Below are 17,812 nucleotides of genomic sequence, written 5' to 3' on the forward strand. Positions count from 1 at the left end.
GCGTTAATTGAAGAAGCGTTTGAGCTTGTCAGCCCATCCACCCTCAGCAGGTGAATGCTTATTGCCGCCTTTTTTCAATGACTCATCCAGTTCTTTGAGCAGCTTGCGTTGGTGCTCGGTGAGCTTGACCGGTGTCTCCACCGAGATGTGGCAATACAAGTCGCCAGGGAAGCTAGAGCGAACGCCCTTGATGCCCTTGCCACGCAAGCGGAACTGCTTGTCGTTTTGGGTACCTTCAGGAATGTCGATGGCTGCTTCGCCTGCCAGTGTCGGGACGCGAATTTCGCCACCCAAAGCCGCGGTGGTGATGCTGATGGGCACTGAGCAGTGCAAGTCGTCGCCATCGCGCTCGAAGATGTCGTGCTTCTTGACGCGAATCTCGATGAACAAATCACCGGGTGGCCCGCCGTTTGTGCCTGGCTCGCCATTGCCAGTGCTGCGAATGCGCATGCCGTCGTCGATGCCGGCTGGGATTTTGACTTCGAGTGTTTTTTGCTTCTTGATCTTGCCTTGGCCGTGACACATATTGCATGGATCAGGAATGATCTTGCCTGAGCCTCGGCAATGCGGACAGGTTTGCTGCACACTGAAAAAGCCTTGACGCATTTGCACTTGGCCGCTGCCGTGGCAGGTGGTACAGGTTTTGACTGAGGTGCCGGGTTTGGCACCTGTGCCGCTACAGGTTTCACACTCGTCCCAGCTTGGGATTTTGATTTCAGCGTTTTTGCCATTGGCTGCTTCTTCGAGCGTGATTTCCATGGCATAGCTCAAGTCGTTGCCGCGGTAGACCTGACGGCCTCCGGGGCCACGGCGTTGTTGACCAAAGATGTCACCAAAGATGTCGCCAAATGCTTCACCAAAGCCTGCGCCGCCAAAGCCACCGCCAAATCCGCCTGCACCACCGCGCATATTGGGGTCCACGCCCGCATGGCCGTACTGGTCGTAGGCTGCACGTTTTTCGGGGTCCGACAGCATCTCGTAGGCCTCTTTGACCTCTTTGAACTGCGCCTCGGCATCCTTGGCTTTGTCGCCTTGGTTGCGGTCAGGGTGGTACTTCATCGCGAGTTTGCGATAAGCCTTTTTGATCTCGTCGTCGCTCGCGCCTTTGGCTAGGCCGAGTACTTCATAAAAATCGCGTTTGGACATGGTGTGGGCAGTGCCGTTTTTTGTGGGGCTTGATCAAGACTTCGCCGCGTGTTCACCTGGTCAGGCGAAACGCGGCGAGGTCAGCTCAGAAGATGAGAAAGGGCTTAGCCTTTTTTCACTTCTTTCACTTCAGCGTCGACCACGTTGTCGTCGGCTGGTTTGGCTTGCTCTGCACCGGGGGCAGCGCCACCAGCAGCTTGTTGAGCTTGCATGTCTGCATAGACTTTTTCGCCGAGCTTTTGCGAGGCGGTCATCAGGGCTTCGGTCTTGGCATCGATGGCGGCTTTGTCGTCGCCCTTCAATGCTTCTTCCACTTCCTTGATCGCGGCTTCGATGGCGTCTTTCTCGCCAGCGTCGAGCTTGTCGCCGTGCTCACCCAAGCTCTTCTTCACGCTGTGCACAGCGGCGTCGGCTTGGTTGCGCGATTGCACGATTTCGAGTTTCTTCTTGTCTTCAGCGGCGTTCAACTCGGCGTCTTTCACCATTTGTTGAATTTCGTCTTCGCTCAAACCAGAGTTGGCTTTGATCGTGATCTTGTTTTCTTTGCCGGTGGCTTTGTCTTTGGCGCCCACGTGCAAGATGCCGTTGGCGTCAATGTCAAACGACACTTCAATTTGAGGTGTGCCACGTGCAGCAGGTGCGATGCCTTCAAGGTTGAACTCACCCAAGCACTTATTACCAGAAGCCATTTCGCGCTCGCCTTGGTAGACCTTGATGGTCACGGCAGGTTGGTTGTCTTCGGCGGTCGAGAAGGTTTGTGCAAACTTGGTAGGGATGGTTGTGTTCTTAGCGATCATCTTGGTCATCACGCCGCCCAGGGTTTCGATGCCCAAAGACAGGGGCGTCACGTCGAGCAACAACACGTCGGTACGGTCGCCCGACAACACCTGACCTTGAATCGCAGCGCCCACGGCCACGGCTTCGTCGGGGTTCACGTCACGGCGTGGCTCTTTGCCGAAAAATTCTTTAACCTTGTCTTGCACCTTGGGCATGCGGCTCATACCGCCGACCAAGATCACGTCATCGATGTCACCCACAGATACGCCGGCATCTTTGATGGCGGTGCGGCAAGGGGCGATGGTGCGCTCGATCAACTCGTCCACCAGTTGCTCCAACTTGGCGCGGTTGAGTTTGATGTTCAAGTGCTTGGGACCTGTGGCATCAGCCGTGATGTAAGGCAAGTTGATGTCGGTCGACGCAGACGATGACAACTCGATTTTGGCTTTTTCAGCGGCTTCTTTGAGGCGCTGCAAGGCCAACACGTCTTTGGACAAATCAACGCCAGATTCTTTCTTGAACTCTGAGATGATGAAGTCGATGATGCGTTGGTCAAAGTCTTCACCGCCCAAGAAGGTGTCGCCGTTGGTGGACAACACTTCAAATTGCTTCTCGCCATCGACGTCCGCGATTTCGATGATGGACACGTCGAACGTGCCGCCACCCAAGTCATATACCGCAATCTTGCGGTCGCCTTTTTCTGTTTTGTCCAAACCGAAGGCCAACGCGGCAGCGGTGGGTTCGTTGATGATGCGCTTGACATCCAAGCCTGCAATGCGGCCAGCGTCTTTGGTGGCTTGACGTTGTGCGTCGTTGAAGTAAGCGGGTACGGTGATGACGGCTTCGGTCACTTCTTCGCCGAGGTAGTCTTCGGCGGTTTTCTTCATCTTGCGCAGAATTTCAGCGCTGATTTGAGGAGGGGCCAACTTGTTGCCGCGCACTTCCACCCATGCGTCGCCGTTGTCGGCTTTGGCGATGGTGTAGGGCATCAAGTCGATGTCTTTTTGAACTTCTTTTTCGCTGAACTTGCGACCGATCAAACGCTTGACCGCGTACAAGGTGTTGCGTGGGTTAGTCACAGCTTGGCGCTTGGCCGATGCACCGACCAGAATCTCGCCGTCTTCTTGATACGCAATGATCGAAGGTGTGGTGCGAGCGCCTTCGGCGTTCTCAATCACTTTGGTCGTGTTGCCTTCCATGATGGCCACGCACGAGTTGGTGGTGCCCAAGTCAATACCGATGATTTTTCCCATGTTCTTACTCCAGTAACTTTTAAAAATTCAGATGAGGCGTAGGTGTGGATAACTTCGCCAATTTCAAGTGTTTATTTCGGTGCGGCCACAGTGACCAAGGCAGGGCGCAACACGCGCTCTGCGATCAAGTAGCCTTTTTGCAGCACGGTGACCACGGTGTTGGCCTCTTGCTCGGCAGGCACCATGCTGATGGCTTGGTGTTGTGCGGGGTCAAACTTGGCGCCTACGGCGGGGTCGATGGCCACAATCTTGTTGCGCTCCATCGCGCTCTTGAGCTGACGCAACGTGGCTTCCGCGCCTTCGCGAATTTGTTCAGGCGTTGCAGTTTGCACAGCCAAACCTGCTTCGAGGCTGTCGAGCACGGGCAGCAAGCTGTCAGCAAAGCTCTCGAGTGCGAATTTGCGGGCCTTAGACACTTCTTCGTCCGCACGGCGGCGGGCGTTTTGCACCTCGGCTTGGCCACGGATGTATTGGTCTTGCAGCTCGGTCACTTTGGCTTGCAAGGTGGCCACTTCAGCTTGGGCTGCGGCCAGTGGGTCTAGCGCGGCAGCTGGCTCAGATGCCGCAGGCGCTTGATCGGCTGGGGCCATGCCAGCCATGTGAGAGGCCAAATGGTCAGCGGCAGACGGCGCTGCGGCTGCGGCTGCGGAATCTTTGTTTTCTGTAGGTTCTGACATGCTTTGTAGGGCTTGTTGGAGGGAGATTCAGCGGAGCTGAGGGCATCCAACCCTATTTCAAGAGGGGTTTTGTAAAAAATTTGCAAGGGCAAAACAAAGCGGGGCCGCGCCCCGCTTGCTGTCGGCAGTCAAAAACTGCCGTGAAACCCTTTTATTCGAGGCCGAGCAGCTCGACGTCGAACTTCAAAGTGGCGTTGGGTGGAATCACACCGCCCGCGCCGCGTGCGCCGTAGCCCAGCTCTGGCGGGATGATGAGGGTGCGTTGGCCGCCAATCTTCATGCCTTGCACGCCTTCGTCCCAGCCCTTGATGACCATGCCTGCGCCCAATGGGAAGTCAAACGGGTCATTGCGGTCGCGGCTGGAGTCGAATTTGGCACCTTGCTCTCCGTCTTTGTAAAGCCAGCCGGTGTAGTGCACGCTCACGTGCTGGCCAGCGGCGGCTTCAGCGCCGTCGCCCACCACGTTGTCGATGTATTGCAGGCCGGAAGGGGTCGTGTTCATGGCAAATCCTTGGATGGGTCTAATAAATGCGTAACCCCAGAGTGTACCCAGTGAGGTGTCTTTCCATGAGCGCGGTTCTTGATCGCTGACGCAGGCCTTTCATGATGGAAGAGAATGACGTTTTTGACTCATTCTGTGGAGTGCCCCCATGCAAGCTCGTCGATGTTTTACCAAGTTGTTTGCCCTCAGCCTGTTGATGGGCTGCATGTTGTCTGCACTGGCGCAAACTTACCCAACGAAGCCTTTGCGCATCGTGGTGCCCTTTGGGGCAGGTGGTGTGGCTGATCTGACGGCGCGCACCGTGGCACAAAAAATGTCGGAAGGCTTGGGCCAATCGGTGGTGATTGATAACCGCCCAGGGGCGGGCGGCATTGTGGCGGCCGAGATGGTGGCCAAGGCCGAGCCAGATGGCTATACGCTCTTGCTGATGTCCAACGCCAACGCCGTGAGTGCTGGCCTTTTCAAAGCCTTGCCTTTTGACCCCGTGAAAGACTTTACGCCCGTGTCTTTGATGGGCACGTTCGACTTGGCCATTGTCACCAGCGCTGAGTCACGTTTTCAAACCTTGCCCGAGTTGCTGTCGTGGGCCAAAGCCAATCCGGGCAAGCTCAACATTGGCAGCATCAACATCGGCAGCACACAGCATTTGACGGCGGAGTTGTTTAAATCAGTGGCCGGTCTGGATGCGCAGGTCGTGCCATTCAATGGCACACCTGCCGTGATGACGGCGTTACGTGGTGGCCAGATTGATGTGGCGGTTGAGGTGCTCAGCCCTGTGTTGCCTCAAATTAAAGGTGGCGCCTTGCGCGCCTTGGCCGTGACGGGGCAAAAACGCAACGCCGCTTTGCCTCAAGTGCCAACAGCCAAAGAGGGTGGGGTACCCAACTTGGTCTCGACTTCGTGGAACGGCTTGGGTGTGCCAGCCAAAACACCACAAGCCGTGGTGGAACGTTTGAACAAGGAGGTCAACGCTGCCTTGCAAACACCTGCCGTACGCCAAAAATTGTTGGAGTTGAATGTGGAGCCGCATCCCAGTACCGTGCCGCAAGCCCAAGAGTGGTTGCAAACCGAAATCAAGCGCTGGGGTGATGTGATTCAACGCGCTGGCATTCAAAAACAATAATCCACAAGCCAAGTCCCTCTGATGCTCAATATCCTTACCATCACCGGTCCCATTTATTTGTCGATCGGCTTAGGCTTTGCCGCGACCCGTCGCGGCATGTTTAGCAAGGTCGATGGCCAAGTCCTCGGGCGCTTTGTGCTGAACTTTGGGCTGCCTGCCATGCTGTTTAACGCATTGGCACAGCGTAATTTTTCAGAGGTCATGAACCCTAACTATTTGCTGGCGTATGGCGCAGGTTCTATGTTGTCGTTCGCCATCGGGTTTGCGGTGTGGCGACTGTGGCGAAAAAAATCGTTGGCCGAGAGTGGGATGGTGGCCATGGGCGTGAGCTGTTCGAACAGCGGCTATGTGGGCTATCCCATCCTGTTGCAGTTCTTGGGGCCCGCAGCAGGCTTGGGCTTGGCGTTGACGGTGTTGATTGAGAATTTACTCACGATTCCCTTGGCTTTGGCGATTGCAGAGAGTGGCGAGGCCGAGCATTTGTCTTGGCAACGCACCATCTTTGAGAGTTTGAAGCGCATGGCAAAGATTCCCATGATGCAGGCCATTGTGGTGGGCTTGGTGTTTTCCATATTTGGCTGGCATTTGCCAGAGGTTTTGTCGAAAACGGTCAATCTGTTTGCCGCCTCTACCGCAGCCATCGCTTTGTTTGTCAATGGCGGCTCGTTGGTGGGTATGCGTGTGATCGGATTGCTTCAAGAGGTGCGGTGGATTGCAATGGGCAAGTTGGTGGTACACCCCTTGGCGGTGGCCCTCATGCTCATGGTGGTGGGTCCGATTGAACCGAGCTTGAAAATTTCTGCCGTGTTGTTGGCTGGCATGCCCATGCTGGGCATTTATCCCTTGTTGGCGCAACGCCATGGTCAAGAGGGGTTTTGTGCTGCGGCTTTGTTGGTCACCACCATCGTGTCGTTTTTCACCATCAGTTTGGTGTTGTGGGGCATGGGTGAGTTGCCAGGATGGCATGTCTAAATAGCCGCCATGCACATCCAAGAGTCTGAAGTTGAAATCACGGCCATTCGTGCGCAGGGCGCGGGAGGGCAAAACGTCAACAAGGTCTCTAGCGCAATTCATTTGCGCTTTGATGTGAAGGCCTCGTCGTTGCCAGACGATGTGAAAGCCCGTTTGTTGTCGTTGTCCGATCACCGCATCACACAAGAGGGTGTGGTGGTCATCAAAGCACAAGAGCATCGCAGCCAAGACATGAATCGCATGGAAGCCTTTGCGCGTTTGTATGACTTGGTGCAGAGTGTGGCCAAGCCGCCTAAAAAACGCAAACCGACCAAGCCAACGTATGCCTCGCAACAGCGTCGCTTAGAGAGCAAGAAAAAAGCCTCGGCGATCAAATCGAACCGAGGCCGTGTGGTTTAAGTGTTCAGGATCAACGCACGACTAACCGTGCACCACTTTCAACTGAATGTGTGATTTCGCCGACTTCACAAGCCTGTGCAAAACCATGTTGCGCAAATACCGCCAGTACCTCGGCGACTGATTCGGATGCGCAAGCCACCAATAAACCGCCGCTGGTTTGAGGGTCAGTCAGCAGGGCTTGGTCAATCGCATTGCAATCAGTGCCCAATTGAACCTCGTGACCATAGGCTGACCAGTTGCGACCTGATGCGCCTGTGAGCATGCCCTGCTCGGCGAGTGCGCGAACGCCATGAAGTAGAGGGACTTGGCTCATGTTCAGCTGTACGGTGTGTTGGCAACCACGCGCCATTTCGAGTGCGTGACCCGCCAACCCAAAGCCAGTCACATCGGTCATGGCATGCACGCCGTTCAGTGCTGGCAATGCTGCCCCAGGCGTGTTGAGTTGGGTGGTGTTGGCAATCATCTGGGCATAGCCTTCAGGGCTGAGTGCATTTTTTTTGAGCGCGGCAGATAGCACGCCCACGCCCAGTGGCTTGCCCAAAATTAGGCGATCACCGACGCGAGCATCTGCGTTGCGTTTGATGCGTTTGGGATGCACCAAGCCTAAGGCCACCAAACCGTAAATCGGTTCGACGGAATCAATGGTGTGGCCACCGGCAATCGGAATACCGGCTTCGCGGCACACGCTTTGACCGCCATCCAAAATTTTGCCAATCGTCTCTGGGGGCAGCACATTCACAGGCATACCCACCAAAGCCAATGCCATGATGGGTGTGCCGCCCATCGCGTACACATCGCTGATGGCGTTGGTCGCGGCAATGCGACCAAAGTCAAATGGATCGTCGACGATGGGCATGAAAAAGTCGGTGGTGGCAATCAGCGCTTGCTCATCATTGAGCTGGTAAACCGCCGCATCGTCAGCGGTTTCAATGCCCACCAGCAACTGCGGTGGAATCGGCATGGCGCTCGTGCTTTTCAAAATCTCACTGAGTACGCCTGGCGCAATTTTGCATCCACACCCTCCACCGTGCGAGAGGCTGGTTAAGCGGGGAGGTGTGGCGGAGGATGGGGTGCTCATGGCATTGCTTTCTTAGATGGGCTGTTATTTTGCCAGCCACGCAAGGGCAAACCCATAGAGGCGTGGTGTTGCCTGTCTAGTAGGCTGTGGTGCATGATGTTTCACACTTTCAAAAGTTGCTTTGGGTTTTGGGTCTGCTTGCTGGGATGTTGCGCAGCAGTGGATGCTTCGCCCGTGCTGCGTTGTCACTTTGAAGTGAATGCCGAATGGGTTGAACACAGCTTTTTACCTGTCTCTGAACCTTACGAAGTGCCCAGTGTGAATTTGGCCAATCGGTTTCGATTCAAAGCCGTCGTGCTAGGCGATCAAACACGAGTTGATTTGATCAATTTGTATGTGTCTTACCAAACCCAGCGGCAACCCATGTTGCTGCAGCATGTGAAGTTTGTGGCGCCTGTGGCTCAAACGCATCCCACGCCAGAGTCACTCACCGGACGAGTCGCCTTGTATTCGCCATTTCTGGGCAAAGAGCTGCTCTATAGCTGTGCTCTGCATGAGGTGCAGCCATGATGCGTACGGTCCGATGGGGTGTGCTGGCCTGTTGGGTTGCAGGGACAACCTGGGTCTGTGCACAAACGGCATCAGCTGAGCGTGAGCAGGTCGTATCTGTGGTGTTTGCCGGCGACATCATGTTGGATGGCGCACCTCTACGTGCCATGCGCAAAGGCCAAGATCCATTTGCGGGCGTGGCGCATCTGTTTCGTGGAGCTGATTTGAGATTGGGCAATTTAGAGTGTGTGGTGGCGACGGTTGGCTCGCCGGAGCCCGAAAAACCGAATGTGTTCCGAGTGCCGCCCAAGAGTTTGAACTATCTACGCCGCCACTTTGATGCGGTGGGGCTTGCCAATAACCATTCGGGCGACTACGGGCCGCAAGCATTGGCTCAGATGTTGGGTTTGCTCAAACGCTCGGGTCTCGGCTATTACGGCGGTGGCCACAACCTCAAAGAGGCTCACACGCCACTCATCTTGGAGCGTCGTGGGGTGCGCATTGCTGTGTTGGGCTACGACGAATTTCAGCCGCGCAGCTTTGAAGCCGATCATGATCGCCCTGGTGTGGCTTGGAGCGAGGATGAGCAAGTGGTACGTGACATTGTGGATGCCCGCCGCGTGTGGAAGGCCGATGTCGTGATCGCTGTCATGCACTGGGGCTGGGAGGAGTCCACGGCCAACGCGCGCCAACGTGCCTTGGCGAAATTGATGATTGATGCAGGTGCAGATGCTGTGGTGGGTGGTCATCCCCATCAGTTGCAAGATACCGAAGCCTACAAAGGCAAGCCTATTTTTTACAGCTTAGGCAATTTTGTGTTTGAAGGATTTAGCGACCCCATCCACAATGTGGCGTGGGCGGTGCGCTTGGAACTCGACCGCCAAGGTGTGCGTAGCTGGCAAGCCCATGAAATTCAAATTGATCGCGCTGGTTTGCCGCATGCTGGCAAGCAACCTGTTCAACGTGTGACATTACGTTGACTTGTTGAGCCAAGACTCGCATGCATTGATTTTCTTGACCTCAGGGTAGTTTTCCATGCGCTGTAGTTTGCGCATGAAGGCCGAGGCTTGAAAGTATTTCAGTCCACAGCGAAGGCCTGTGCTGGACGAATAGGAAGGCATGACGTAGTAGCAAGTTTCACAGCTCAGTGCTTTGATGGGGTCGGGCGGGCTGTCGGTCATGGCAGTGGTGTAAGTGCGTTAGCTACAGAATATACGTGACCTACTTAAAGTCTCAAAGAACTTATGGCCGAAGTACTAGGCAACGCGCGCTAAGGCGTTGAGCCATTTGGTAGCCGGTAGTGGCCACCTTGCTTCAATCGTGTGGGCTTGTTCAAGCATGTCACTGTCAGAAACATCATACGGCGTGCGAAATGCAAGGACGATGCTGTTGCCTGCCGTCGTTGGCGCGAACGCCCAGACAGAGTTGTCTCCAAACGATGCTTTGATATTGGCAATGCTCTCGTTCACATTGGAGGCTGCCCCAAACACATTCACCACCATGCAACCACTGGGTGTGAGCAAGCGATGGCAATCACGATAGAAGTCTGCACTGTCGAGCACGGGACGGCGAGCCTCGGGGGCATATAAGTCGACCTGAAGCACGTCTATTTGCTGTTGCCATTCAGGGTGTCGAGCAATATCAGCCGCATCCCCAAGCAATACATTCAGTTGTGCAGAGTTTTCTGGGAGATGAAACCAACGCCGACAGGTCTCAATCACCTGTGGATTGAGCTCCACAGCCGCGGTGCGCATCTTCAGGTGATGATGACAAAATTTTGTCAGTGAGGCGGCACCTAACCCCAATTGCATGGCTTGCAAGCGTGGAACCTGATGAAGCTCTACGAACAACAACCAAGCCATCATCCGTTGTACATACTCCAGATGAATATCAAAAGGCTGGCTGAGTTTCATCGAGCCTTGCACAGCAGGGGTGTCTAAGTGCAAAAAACGCATGTCACCGTAATCTGAAAACGTCACGGCCGGATGCCCATTGTGGGTTTGCCCTTTGAATGCGCGAGCCTGTTTTCTGGCCAGCCAAGCTCCCAACAACATGGCCACCAAGCATGCAGCCAAGACACCAGCCAAATTCAGCTCATCTAAGAAATTCATAGACTGCATTGTGTCTTGAACTTTTTGGGATGACTTTGGCCGGCGAACTTTCAAAGAAAAAGCCCCTGCATGCGAATGCAGGGGCTTTACTTTTTTGGCTCCTCAACCTGGGCTCGAACCAGGGACCTACGGATTAACAGAAAGCCATGATGTTTAAAATCCTATGATTTATGCGACTTACAGCATGAAAACTATCGATGTGCAATATTGTGTGTAATTGATGTTTCCCCATCTGATCTGCAAGGCGTCCAGCTCTGGACGGTGCTGGGGTGTCCAGAATCTGGACACCGTCGTTTGTGAAACGACATCGCGCATCCACTGTAACAAGTCAAGTTCAAGCGCTATTTAAGACTGCGAAATCGATATTTTTTGAGCAGGGCGCATGTTGCATTGTTGTGACGTTTCTTGTTTAATGATGGCCCATATAGAACCAGTGCTTTATCAGCTCAACCCAGCCTAAGTAAAGTATCGTCATCGCCAATAGTGCCCCGTAAAATGCTGTCGGAGGCGGGGTAAACCCGAAATATTCTCCAATCGTTGTGAAGGGCAAAGCCGCTGCGATGAAAACTGTCAGGATCGATGTGGTGACGAGCCATGGGTGAGGTTTACTGCGCCAGAATTTCCCGCGCGTACGAATCACAAAGATCACCAGAACTTGTGTGCAAAGCGATTCAATAAACCAGCCGGTTTGAAACAAACGCTCATCGGCATTGAACACCGTAAGCATTACGTAAAACGTCAAAAAGTCAAACAATGAGCTCACAGGTCCGATGGTCAGCATGAAGTTACGGATCAAAGTCATGTCCATGACTCTCGGATGTTTGGTGTCGTCTGTGTCGACAGAATCAAAAGGGATGGTGATTTCTGAGAGGTCGTAGAGTACATTGTTAAGAAGAATTTGCGTGGGAAGCATCGGTAAGAAAGGGAGAAATATTACCGAGCCAGCCATGCTGAACATGTTGCCAAAGTTGGAGCTGGTGCTCATCAAGATGTACTTCATGATATTGCCAAATGTTCGCCTCCCTTCCATGACTGCGTCGTGCAATACAGACAAGTTGTGTTGCAGCATGATCATGTCTGCCTCAGCTTTTGCTACATCAGCGGCCGAATCGACGGACAGGCTCACATCTGCCGCATGGAGTGCTGGCAGATCGTTGATGCCGTCGCCTAAATAACCGACCACATGCCCCCGAAACTTTAGAGCATGAATCACGCGGTTTTTTTGCACTGGATTCATGCGACAAAACAGGTTCACATGCTCGACCATAGCGCCCAACGCTGCATCGTCCATGGTCGAAATTTCGCTTCCAGTGAGTACGCCCTGTACGTGCAGTCCTAATTGGGCGCAAACATGTTGCGTGACCAACTCGCTGTCGCCTGTGACAACCTTAATGGCAATACCGATCTTTTCAAGTGTTTGCAAAGTCTCAGCGGCACTTTGTTTGGGAGGATCAAGAAACGCAACAAAACCAGCGAACACCAGGGCAGACTCATCATTCACCACTGCGTGAGCATGGTTGACAGGAACGTGACGACAAGCAACGCCTAAAACGCGCATCCCCTCTTTTTCAAAATCTTTGCAACATGTTTGAGCCGCCTGTCGCGTGGCTTCGTCAAATGGGATGGTGTGGTTTAACCCATCGGTCGCTGCTTCTGTGCAAAGCAACATGATGTCATCAGGCGCGCCTTTCACCATCAGCCAACGTTGACCTGCTTGCTCAAGGAGGACCGAAACACGACGGCGTTCGAAGTCAAAAGGGACTTCATCAACCTTGGTCCAAATGCCAACATCCATTACCTTGTACGCAAGAATGGCTTCGTCTAAAGGGCTTTTGAGACCACTTTCGAAATGGCTGTTGAGTGCCGCGATCATCAACACGTTGTCACTGGATTGACCTCGAAGGTCGACATGGGCTTCGAGGCGGATGTGTGAGTCGGTCAGCGTACCGGTCTTGTCGGTGCACAAAACATCCATCGATCCCAAATCTTGAATGGAGGACTGGCGTTTAACGATCATTTGCTTGGCTGCCATACGCATGGAACCGCGTGCCAACGTCACAGAAACCACCATGGGCAGGAGTTCAGGAGTGAGACCGACGGCCAGTGCGGCGGCGAAAAGAAAAGCACTTAACCATTCGTGCTGATGCCACACAATGTTCGCCAAAACTACAAACATCACCATCAATAAGGTCAGCCTAAGAATCATCAAACCAAAGAGACGTGTGCTCAACTCAAAAGAGGTTGCTTCGGTTGTGTTGATGACACTGTCGGCGATTCCACCAATTTGGGTATTTGCGCCAGTACGTGTCACGTACATGCGTGCACTACCACTGATGATGGATGTCCCCGTGAAAACAAGGTGACTTGCATCGGGTAAATCCGTAACTGGAAGCGAAAGAGGTCTTGCAAGCTTTTCAACAGGGTATGACTCACCAGTCAACAGTGATTGGTTGACAAAGAAGTCATGCGCTTCAAACAACCAACCGTCAGCAGGGGTGAGATCTCCAGCGGTCAGCAAGACCACATCACCCGGTACCAGTTCAAAAACTGGGATGTTTGTCAGTTGACCATCTCTCCATGCCGCGGCCTGAATAGACACTGATTGACGTAATTTATCGGCAACGGCCGTGGCGCGATATTCTTGAGCAAAGTCCAGTGTGACGCTAAAAATAACAATGCAGGAGATGATGAAGAAGTTGGAAAGCTCACCAGCGGCAGCCGACACGCCACTGGCGATCAACAAAATTAAAACCAATGGATTTTTAAAGTGCGACAAATACTGCCAAACCCATGCTGCTTGGCTGGTGTCACGCAAACGATTGGCGCCATATTGGTGAAGGCGAGCGCGTGCCTGATCCGTGGTCAGCCCGATGGCGGCACTTTGGCATAAAGTGGTTTCAGCCGTGGGAAATTGCATTTGACGGCGGGGACGGCTTTCGTGGTCAATCGATCTGCAAGTCAATGCGCTGCAGTGTGAAACAGACGATCCCAGAATTGATTTGTGACGCCAAAATTTCGTTCCTTTGGCTGCAAGCTAAAGTGGTGCGAAGCATGGTGAATCGCATGTTCGCGCTGACGCCTTGCAAGCCATCCGTTCGTTTGTCGAGCATGATGTGTGGCATGGTGGATGTGGGTATAGATCGCGTAACCGCTTAACACACCGCATGTGAAGCTTGAGGCTTGCCAGATGTTGAATACACACAAGCTAGGTAAAAAGACTAATAACAAAATAAGCAACATACTCAATGCGGTGGGCAAGCAGATGCGTGCCATTGGTTGGTTGTGATGCTGTGTATGCCAACGCTTGAATGGTGGTAATCCATGCAAAACAAATCGATGGAGCAGATACTCTATTAAGCTCCACAGCACCAAACCTACAAGGCCTAGAAGTAGTATTTCAGCCCTCGATTCAAGTGGGCTGTAGATGTATAGCAATAAGCCAAGACTCAATGGTGAAACCGCATAAAAGATCAAGTCAAAGCGATAAGCTCTTTCGGTTCGCACAGGTTTAATAAGGCGCATGAAAAAATATCTCACAACAAAAAGTGATTGAAATTTTTGTTTGAAGAGGTTTCCAGCACTGTGCGTTTGAGCACATTGAACGATGAATAAACGTTTTGTGCGTTGGCGCACCATGAACTGCATGCACTGCTTTTAGCCTGCTCTGATTTTCAACTTGGAGCAGATCATGATGCAAAACCTATTGGCAGAAAACACTAAAAATCATTTGTTGAAGTTGGAGGTGCCCTTGTGTTTGGAGTTGCCCGATGGGCGCCAAATCAATGGTGTTTTGGGTTGGCATAAGTCGCCAAAATTGAAACTCAATAGTTGGAGTGCGTTGACGGATTTGATTGAGGGTGAGCTAGGCGTCATTGGCGCTGATTTGGTCGAAGGCCGTTTGCAATTCGAAGGATCTATGCGACAGCTCATGGACATTGCACAACGGCTGCTTCAAACAGAACCACACCAAACTGATAAAAGCTCTGTGGAGCGTTTTATCGAGTTTGGGTTACATAAGTGGCGGAGCCGATTTCTTCATAGTCGCGACAAAGATGCAGCACATGTTCAGTCACATTACGATGTCTCAGATGAGTTTTACGCCTTGTGGCTTGACCCACTTCGCGTGTATTCGTGCGCATATTTTGAAAATCCAGAGATATGCCTAAGGCAGGCGCAAGAAGCAAAGTTAGATTTGATTTGCCGAAAGCTCATGCTTAAGCGGAGCGATCGATTTCTGGATATTGGTATGGGTTGGGGGGGCTTGCTCTTGTGGGCGGCTGAACATTACGGTGTTGAAGCTACTGGCATCACGCTGTCAAAAAATCAATACATGCATGTTGATCAAAAGATCAAAGAGAAAAATTTAACAGGGCGCGTCAAGATTCATCTGCTGGATTATCGAGACATAGACGAATCACAGCCTTTTGACAAGGTCGCATCCGTTGGGATGTTTGAACATGTTGGGCGCGTCAACATGGAAGCCTATTTTTCAAAAATTTGGCGAGTCCTTAAGCCAGGTGGTATGTTTTTGAATCACGGCATTACGGCCGGTTGGATGGAAGAAAAACAACTCGGTTTGAGCATGGGGGACTTTATTGAAAAATATATTTTCCCTGGTGGCGAGTTGCTACCCGTGAGCGAGGTTATGCACCACATGGCTAGAGCTAAGTTTGAGTTAGTCGATGTAGAAAATTTGCGACCCCACTATGCGCAAACACTCTGGGCTTGGTCTGACCGACTTGAGAGCAGACTGGACGAGGCGCGCAGTGTACTGATGAAGTACCACCCTACCAAAGCAGAAAAAATTCTGTTGGCGTATCGACTCTACTTAGCGGGATGTGCCGTGGGATTTGAGCGAGGTTGGACTGCGCTTTATCAGATGCTTGCCATTCGCAATGATGCCTTGTCTGACTACCCATTTACGCGTCATCACCTCTATGAAGTGGCATCTTCACCAGAATTAGCCTCGGTACTCAGTCGGTGCTTGGCAATTGATGAACCGTGTCTTTGATGGGCATGACAAGTCGATTGAATTTATGTGGGTTATCGAACAGACTTTCTCATTTGAAAGGAACATGATCAGGTTGCGGGTGAGGAAATTGTTCGCTTCTTTGAATCTGGGCATATCGATGCCGGGGTCGCAAAGTGAATTGATGATGTGTTGAATGGTCGAGCTGTGGCGCTTGGCGATTTGATGCCTACCAGAAGGGTGTGCCTTGCTGACATCAATCAATCACAGCCGACTCACAGCAGGCATTGAGCACTGAGCTTCAAAAAGCAAAGAATTCTTCACTCGCACCATTTTTTGTAACCGCCATTCAGAGGAATTGCCGCCATGAAAACGGACCAGCAGCTGGAAAATGAAGTATTCAAAGAGTTGGAGAGTTGCCCGTTTCTCAATGCCGACAATCTATCAATTGGTGTCAAAGACGGCGTGGTGACCTTGGCAGGCCAAGTGGGGAGCTTGAAGGAGAAGTGGGCTGCAGAAGAAACTGTATGGCGCATCGCTGGAGTTCGCGCCATTGCAGTAAATGTGCAGGTCAACTTGCATCATAAAGATCAAATCACGGACACAGAGCTGGCGCAGCGTGTGGTGAATTTGATCGACATGATGCATCCTATGCATCCCTATTGCATCGATGTAATGGTGGAAGACGGAGAATTAACTTTGACGGGTTCGGTGGATTGGAATTATCAAATCCAGCATTTGTTGGCCATGCTCAAAGAAATCCGTGGGATACGAAAAATTCATTGTGGTTTGAACATCAAGCCAACCATGCAACCTGCAGATGTGAAGGCCAGAATAGAAGAGTCGATCAAGCGATTACTTCATAAAGAGTGTGGCGCCATCAATGTGAGTGTCATTGATGGACGCATCGTCATCAGCGGCTATGTGACCCATAGACACCACAAGCAGGAGGTAGTCGAAATAGCTTGGGCTATTCCTGGTGTGACGTATGTGGAAGATCACTTGGTGGTCGATCCTTTTGTGGTGCCTGTGTTCACAGTGTCAGGCAAAAAATCTGCTATGAAGGCTTAGCCTTGTTGACCAAATAACATTTGGCTGCAATCACAATAAGGCGGATTGCTGGTGAGTTTGCATCTGCAAAAATTGACCACTCCTGTTTCTTGGGCGTGAAACAAAACAGGGGTGTGCTGAGTTTCCTTGTGCGATTGGTCGCACAAGGGTTGGCATTGACTCAGGCCACAAGCACACCACCAATATTCCTCTCCCTCCACGACGGCAACAGGAAAAGGTTTTTTATGACGGCCGACAGCCTGTGACGTCGCGGGAGCTCAATGTTTGCCGTGCTGTTGTGCAGGTTGAGACTTAACTTTGTGATTGATCATCGATCCTTTGGCAATGTTGGCAGATTTTTCCGCTGTCATATGCGCCGAATCCAATATCAAAGCACCGATATCCATCATCGATTTAAACAAATCATCGGAAGAAGCTTGGTGTGATGCTGCATAGCCATTGCCGTTATGGTTGAGGGTTTCGCTGAAACTTTTGCCATTTTTTAGCATGCTCTTTTGAATTTGGCTCAACAGCTTCAGATTTTCTTTTTGTCCTTCAAACAATAGATCAACCATGTGCGCAAGATATTGGTTGCAATGGTCACGCATTTCGGCCATTGATTCGTGTGCTTCGGCTGCATGGGCGATGGGTTTTTGAGAGGGTGTGGGTAGATTGGTCATATAAACTTTCAAGTGTTGTGTATATTTTTGAATGAAGCGGGGTCAATAAAACCGCATGCCTACAGAAAAGCCAATGCCTTGTGCCCATGCGCCATCTTTATTGACAAAGTTGGTGTAGTCGAGCTGGCCGTAGATGTCGGGGGTGAATTTGGTTTGAACCCCAATGGCGTAATACCAATCTGAAAGTGATTTTTCACCACTTGCAGAAGCTGTCACGTGGGAGCGTCCATATCCCGCACGCGCAAACACCTCGGTGTTTTCATTGATGCTGATGTAGGGCTTGAGTGCAATTCCGTAATGCGTGGATTTGGCATCGAAATTAGGTTGATTGTCTGAATTGATAGTGAATGCATACATGCCCTCAAGTGACAAGTTACGGTTAAGGGTTTTGCCTGCAATCAACCGCATGGAATTAGGGTTGTAGCTTTGCCCGTTGTCTTTGAGCTCCATGGCAACTAAGCCTGCTTCGGCGTAATAGTCGGTGGCCAACGGGTAAAAGGTTTGTGCCTGCGCGGAGGAAAGGCATACGCCAGCCAAGCTCAATGCTGTCAGAGTAGTGAGAGGTTTCATACAAGTCCTTTGAAGT

18 protein-coding genes are annotated in these 17,812 nt (G+C 52.0%); 7 read left to right on the forward strand and 11 right to left on the reverse strand.

The annotated features are described in order from the left end of the window. Positions 1-3: 3 nt before the first annotated feature. The 4 genes from dnaJ to QMG27_RS04870 form a co-directional block, all read right to left on the reverse strand. Complete coding sequence (gene dnaJ, locus QMG27_RS04855; RefSeq protein WP_281813801.1) at positions 4-1,146, reverse strand: molecular chaperone DnaJ; 1,143 nt, start codon at positions 1,144-1,146, stop codon at positions 4-6. 104 nt (positions 1,147-1,250) lie between these two features. Continuing rightward, entirely contained in the window at positions 1,251-3,176 is a 1,926-nt protein-coding gene (dnaK, locus tag QMG27_RS04860; RefSeq protein ID WP_281813803.1) for a molecular chaperone DnaK, read from the reverse strand. Between the two features lie 71 nt (positions 3,177-3,247). Continuing rightward, positions 3,248-3,853, reverse strand: coding sequence for a nucleotide exchange factor GrpE (grpE, locus tag QMG27_RS04865; protein WP_281813808.1), 606 nt, complete (start codon positions 3,851-3,853; stop codon positions 3,248-3,250). A 151-nt stretch (positions 3,854-4,004) separates the two neighbouring features. Continuing rightward, positions 4,005-4,355, reverse strand: coding sequence for an FKBP-type peptidyl-prolyl cis-trans isomerase (locus QMG27_RS04870; RefSeq protein ID WP_108284026.1), 351 nt, complete (start codon positions 4,353-4,355; stop codon positions 4,005-4,007). A gap of 196 nt (positions 4,356-4,551) precedes the next feature. Between QMG27_RS04870 and QMG27_RS04875 the strand changes: the two genes are divergently transcribed. The 3 genes from QMG27_RS04875 to arfB are packed head-to-tail and all read left to right on the forward strand — an operon-like array spanning position 4,552 to position 6,849. Continuing rightward, positions 4,552-5,478, forward strand: a complete 927-nt coding sequence (locus tag QMG27_RS04875; RefSeq protein WP_281814533.1) for a tripartite tricarboxylate transporter substrate binding protein — start codon at positions 4,552-4,554, stop codon at positions 5,476-5,478. A 21-nt stretch (positions 5,479-5,499) separates the two neighbouring features. After that, positions 5,500-6,450, forward strand: a complete 951-nt coding sequence (locus tag QMG27_RS04880) for an AEC family transporter (RefSeq protein WP_281813814.1) — start codon at positions 5,500-5,502, stop codon at positions 6,448-6,450. A 9-nt stretch (positions 6,451-6,459) separates the two neighbouring features. Next, positions 6,460-6,849 carry an alternative ribosome rescue aminoacyl-tRNA hydrolase ArfB gene (arfB, locus tag QMG27_RS04885; RefSeq protein WP_281813816.1) on the forward strand — a complete coding sequence of 130 codons (390 nt, stop codon included), beginning with the start codon at positions 6,460-6,462 and terminating at the stop codon, positions 6,847-6,849. A gap of 10 nt (positions 6,850-6,859) precedes the next feature. Here arfB and selD read toward each other — a convergent pair whose 3' ends face one another. Beyond that, complete coding sequence (selD, locus tag QMG27_RS04890; protein ID WP_281813819.1) at positions 6,860-7,927, reverse strand: selenide, water dikinase SelD; 1,068 nt, start codon at positions 7,925-7,927, stop codon at positions 6,860-6,862. 174 nt (positions 7,928-8,101) lie between these two features. Between selD and QMG27_RS04895 the strand changes: the two genes are divergently transcribed. Both QMG27_RS04895 and QMG27_RS04900 read left to right on the forward strand, forming a co-directional pair. Then, positions 8,102-8,437, forward strand: a complete 336-nt coding sequence (locus QMG27_RS04895) for a hypothetical protein (protein WP_281813822.1) — start codon at positions 8,102-8,104, stop codon at positions 8,435-8,437. Then, a complete protein-coding gene (locus QMG27_RS04900; RefSeq protein ID WP_281813824.1) occupies positions 8,434-9,396 on the forward strand; it encodes a CapA family protein in 963 nt (320 codons plus the stop codon). The genes QMG27_RS04895 and QMG27_RS04900 overlap by 4 nt, the downstream gene beginning before the upstream one ends. Here the strand turns inward: QMG27_RS04900 and QMG27_RS04905 are convergent. The 4 genes from QMG27_RS04905 to QMG27_RS04920 form a co-directional block, all read right to left on the reverse strand. After that, a complete protein-coding gene (locus tag QMG27_RS04905; RefSeq protein ID WP_281813826.1) occupies positions 9,388-9,597 on the reverse strand; it encodes a hypothetical protein in 210 nt (69 codons plus the stop codon). The genes QMG27_RS04900 and QMG27_RS04905 overlap by 9 nt on opposite strands. Positions 9,598-9,672: 75 nt before the next feature. Continuing rightward, positions 9,673-10,527, reverse strand: coding sequence for a spermidine synthase (locus QMG27_RS04910; protein WP_348773625.1), 855 nt, complete (start codon positions 10,525-10,527; stop codon positions 9,673-9,675). Positions 10,528-10,936: 409 nt separating this feature from the next. Then, positions 10,937-13,444: a magnesium-translocating P-type ATPase gene (gene mgtA, locus QMG27_RS04915; RefSeq protein ID WP_281813828.1), complete on the reverse strand. Its 2,508-nt coding sequence runs from the start codon at positions 13,442-13,444 to the stop codon at positions 10,937-10,939. A gap of 41 nt (positions 13,445-13,485) precedes the next feature. After that, entirely contained in the window at positions 13,486-14,172 is a 687-nt protein-coding gene (locus QMG27_RS04920; RefSeq protein ID WP_281813831.1) for a sterol desaturase family protein, read from the reverse strand. 43 nt (positions 14,173-14,215) lie between these two features. On the opposite strand from QMG27_RS04920, the gene QMG27_RS04925 reads away from it, so the two are divergent. Together QMG27_RS04925 and QMG27_RS04930 are read left to right on the forward strand one after the other, a co-directional pair. Further along, positions 14,216-15,538, forward strand: a complete 1,323-nt coding sequence (locus QMG27_RS04925) for a class I SAM-dependent methyltransferase (RefSeq protein ID WP_348773626.1) — start codon at positions 14,216-14,218, stop codon at positions 15,536-15,538. 324 nt (positions 15,539-15,862) lie between these two features. Then, the gene (locus QMG27_RS04930; protein WP_281813833.1) at positions 15,863-16,567 is read left to right on the forward strand and encodes a BON domain-containing protein; all 705 of its coding nucleotides are present in this window, start codon (positions 15,863-15,865) and stop codon (positions 16,565-16,567) included. A gap of 257 nt (positions 16,568-16,824) precedes the next feature. On the opposite strand, the gene QMG27_RS04940 is transcribed toward QMG27_RS04930, so the two are convergent. Together QMG27_RS04940 and QMG27_RS04945 are read right to left on the reverse strand one after the other, a co-directional pair. Beyond that, on the reverse strand, positions 16,825-17,226 hold the full coding sequence (locus tag QMG27_RS04940) for a hypothetical protein (protein WP_281813838.1): 402 nt from the start codon (positions 17,224-17,226) through the stop codon (positions 16,825-16,827). 42 nt (positions 17,227-17,268) lie between these two features. Next, a complete protein-coding gene (locus QMG27_RS04945) occupies positions 17,269-17,796 on the reverse strand; it encodes a porin family protein (protein ID WP_281813840.1) in 528 nt (175 codons plus the stop codon). Positions 17,797-17,812 lie beyond the last annotated feature (16 nt).

It is taken from the genome of Limnohabitans sp. MORI2 (genome assembly GCF_027925025.1).
Taxonomy (GTDB): Bacteria; Pseudomonadota; Gammaproteobacteria; order Burkholderiales; family Burkholderiaceae_C; genus Limnohabitans.

Coding starts and splice junctions, on each gene's coding strand:
- dnaJ (WP_281813801.1), bottom strand. CDS start 1,146: ATGTCCAAACGCGATTTTTATGAAGTACTCGGCCTAGCCAAAGGCGCG.
- dnaK (WP_281813803.1), bottom strand. CDS start 3,176: ATGGGAAAAATCATCGGTATTGACTTGGGCACCACCAACTCGTGCGTG.
- grpE (WP_281813808.1), bottom strand. CDS start 3,853: ATGTCAGAACCTACAGAAAACAAAGATTCCGCAGCCGCAGCCGCAGCG.
- QMG27_RS04870 (WP_108284026.1), bottom strand. CDS start 4,355: ATGAACACGACCCCTTCCGGCCTGCAATACATCGACAACGTGGTGGGC.
- QMG27_RS04875 (WP_281814533.1), top strand. CDS start 4,552: ATGGGCTGCATGTTGTCTGCACTGGCGCAAACTTACCCAACGAAGCCT.
- QMG27_RS04880 (WP_281813814.1), top strand. CDS start 5,500: ATGCTCAATATCCTTACCATCACCGGTCCCATTTATTTGTCGATCGGC.
- arfB (WP_281813816.1), top strand. CDS start 6,460: ATGCACATCCAAGAGTCTGAAGTTGAAATCACGGCCATTCGTGCGCAG.
- selD (WP_281813819.1), bottom strand. CDS start 7,927: ATGAGCACCCCATCCTCCGCCACACCTCCCCGCTTAACCAGCCTCTCG.
- QMG27_RS04900 (WP_281813824.1), top strand. CDS start 8,434: ATGATGCGTACGGTCCGATGGGGTGTGCTGGCCTGTTGGGTTGCAGGG.
- QMG27_RS04905 (WP_281813826.1), bottom strand. CDS start 9,597: ATGACCGACAGCCCGCCCGACCCCATCAAAGCACTGAGCTGTGAAACT.
- QMG27_RS04910 (WP_348773625.1), bottom strand. CDS start 10,527: ATGAATTTCTTAGATGAGCTGAATTTGGCTGGTGTCTTGGCTGCATGC.
- mgtA (WP_281813828.1), bottom strand. CDS start 13,444: ATGCAATTTCCCACGGCTGAAACCACTTTATGCCAAAGTGCCGCCATC.
- QMG27_RS04920 (WP_281813831.1), bottom strand. CDS start 14,172: ATGCAGTTCATGGTGCGCCAACGCACAAAACGTTTATTCATCGTTCAA.
- QMG27_RS04925 (WP_348773626.1), top strand. CDS start 14,216: ATGATGCAAAACCTATTGGCAGAAAACACTAAAAATCATTTGTTGAAG.
- QMG27_RS04930 (WP_281813833.1), top strand. CDS start 15,863: ATGAAAACGGACCAGCAGCTGGAAAATGAAGTATTCAAAGAGTTGGAG.
- QMG27_RS04940 (WP_281813838.1), bottom strand. CDS start 17,226: ATGACCAATCTACCCACACCCTCTCAAAAACCCATCGCCCATGCAGCC.
- QMG27_RS04945 (WP_281813840.1), bottom strand. CDS start 17,796: ATGAAACCTCTCACTACTCTGACAGCATTGAGCTTGGCTGGCGTATGC.